Annotated in this window: 1 protein-coding gene; it reads right to left on the bottom strand. The window is 54.3% G+C overall.

The features are described from left to right. The coding region (locus V6D20_03605; protein HEY9814876.1) for a histidine kinase dimerization/phospho-acceptor domain-containing protein at window positions 1-1,157 on the bottom strand (1,157 nt) is incomplete at both ends.

Here is a 1,157-nt window from a genome sequence, read left to right as displayed (position 1 = left end):
CGTCATTAATGAGCGCCAGCAAATGTTCACCGCTGCGGCCAATGATGCCCAAATGTTCTTGGTGCTCAAGCGACAGGGTGCGATCGCCCGACATCAGCTGAGTGAAGCCCAAAATAGCGTTCAATGGCGTGCGCAGTTCATGGCTCATTTTGGCCAAAAACTGGCTTTTGGCTCGATTGGCCTGCTCGGCTTGCTCCGTCAGCTTCTGCATCGCGCTGTGGGAAAATTCCAGCGCCGCCAGCATCAGCGTATTGCGCAGTTGCCGTGCCGCTTCTAAATCCAGCGGTTGCCAGGGCAGAGAGCGATCGCGCACCTCCTCCTTCCAGCGCTCAAAGGAGCCGCGAGGTGACAGACGCAGCACTTGGTGATCATCTAAATAGGTGGGGTGTTCATGGGGATTGCCAGCCCAATGCAGCGTTTGCACCTGCTCTTGGCGAAACCAAATCAGGTGGTAGGCGGTATGTTTGAGGACAATGGAAATAGATAAAATACCGGCAGCTACGTCTTTAAACCGCATGGACTCTGGATAGACTTGCACCAAGCGATCGGTGCAAACGATATCGTCTTTCTGTTGGCGAATCCAGGCCAGCAGCGCCATTGTATCCGGCTTGTCGGGGGTTTCTCCCACCTGATGCAGACGTTGATTGAGCCAAAGCGCTGCCCCTTGGGCCTGCACCAACCTCAAAATATCCGTTTGATAATGCTGGAACATGGCGGCGATCGCCACGGGATTGGGCGACAGATGCAGCTGTAATTGCCGCTGAATGCCTTGAATTTTGGCTTGGTTAGCCACAAAGTCCCGTTCCTGCTGCCGCACAAATTCCACCGAGAGGAATTGTCCCAACAGTTCACAAGCGCGACGGGTTTCGTAGTTGACCCATTTGGGAGCATCGTGATGGCAGACAATCAGTCCCCAGAGCCGCTGTTCATTGATGAGAGAAATGCTAAACGATGCAGCAACGCCCATATTTTTGAGGTATTGCAGATGCCCAGACGACACACTGCGCAGGGTGGCATGGCTGAGATCCAGCGGCTCTTGGGTTTGGGGATGGCATTCAGGAATCAGACGCGCTGGCTGATAGTTAGCATCGGGAATCAGCCTTAGCCAATGGTCATAGTAAAACCGGCGGGCCTGGCTGGGAATATCGGAAGCAGGA

This window comes from Candidatus Obscuribacterales bacterium, from assembly GCA_036703605.1.
Classification (GTDB): Bacteria; Cyanobacteriota; Cyanobacteriia; order RECH01; family RECH01; genus RECH01.
This window is presented reverse-complemented; position numbering and strand designations above follow the sequence as displayed.